1 protein-coding gene is annotated in these 1417 nt (G+C 67.0%); it reads left to right on the top strand.

Features of this window, described 5'->3' with window-relative positions; genetic code table 11:
* Positions 1-239: 239 nt before the first annotated feature.
* Positions 240-1417, top strand: a 1178-nt coding sequence (locus tag ABT147_RS47165; protein WP_351418729.1) for an IS110 family RNA-guided transposase, incomplete at its 3' end; no start/stop codon positions are given.

The raw sequence follows: 1417 nt of genomic DNA, 5'->3' as shown, positions 1-1417 counted from the left end.
CCGGTGACAAGTGGCTCTACCTTCTTGAACGGGTTGGTCCTCCCGTTCGTAGGGTGAGGACACCCAGGAGAGTTGGGTGTGGCTGACAAGTGGCTGCCGTTCGTGGCTTCAGGTGCTTGGCCGCCCGGCTCCCCACGACGACTCGGCCGCCGATTGGGAAGTGCGAACAAGTCGCTGTGTAGAGCAATGCCGGCGAGGTCGTCCGTGGTACGCAAGGCAAGTACGACGACTGGAGCACAATGAGCCGGATATGGGCGGGGACCGACTGCGGCAAGACCCACCACCATTGCCTGGTCCTGGACAGCGAGGGCGACACGCTGCTGTCGCGTCGGGTGGCCAACGATGAGCCGGAACTGCTGAAGCTGATCGGTGATGTTCTGGACCTCGCCGACGGTGGCAGGACAACCTGGGCGCTGGACATGACCGGCGGCGAGCCCGGCCTGCTGATCGCCCTGCTGGTCAACCATGGCCAGGAGCTCGTCTACATCCCTGGTATCGCGGTCAACCGGGCCACCGACAGCTACCGGGGCCAGGGCAAGACGGACGCCCGTGACGCCCGCGTGATCGCCGATCAGGCCAGGATGCGCCGCGATCTGCAGCCGATCCGCCCCGGCGACGAAGCCACGATCGAGTTGCGGCTGCTGACTGACTACCGCGTCGATCTGGTGGCCGACCGGACCCGCACCACCAACCGGCTCAAGGCCCTGCTGAACAGCATGTTCCCGGCCCTGGAACGGGCTCTCGACCTCGGTAACGTCGGCCCGCTGGTGCTGCTGGCCGGATACCAGACACCGGCCGCGATCCGCCGCGCCGGCAGTCGGCGGCTGACCGCTTGGCTGCGCAACCGCAAGGTCTGCAACGCTGCTGCCCTGGCCGAGAAGGTGGTCGAAGCCGCCGATCGCCAGCACACCGCCGTCGTGGGTGAGAAGGCCATCGCGAAGAGGGTGCACACTCTCGCCAAGGAGGTGATGGCCCTCAACGAGAAGATCGCCGAGACCGACAAGCTCATCGAGGGCCGGTTTCGTGACCATGAACTCGCCGAAGTGATCGAGTCCCTGCCCGGCATCGGCACAATCCTCGGTGCCGAGTTCCTCACCGCCGTCGGCGGCAGCCTGGACGCCTTCCCAACGGCCAACCGGCTCGCGGCCTTCGCCGGCGTGGCACCCGCCCCACGCGACTCCGGCCAGGTCAGCGGCAACGACCACCGACCGACGAGATACCACCGTCGCCTGCAGCGCGTCTTCTACATCTCCGCGCTGGTCAGCGTTCGACGCGACCCCAACTCGCGAAAATTTTACGATCGCAAGCGCGCCGAGGGCAAACGCCACGTCCAGGCTCTCCTCGCGCTCGCCCGCCGCCGCGTCAACGTCCTGTGGGCCTTGATCCGTGACCGACGGTGCTACCAGGTCACACCCCC

The sequence above is a fragment of the Streptomyces sp. NPDC001868 genome (assembly GCF_040297125.1).
Lineage (GTDB): Bacteria > Actinomycetota > Actinomycetes > Streptomycetales > Streptomycetaceae > Streptomyces.
This window is presented reverse-complemented; position numbering and strand designations above follow the sequence as displayed.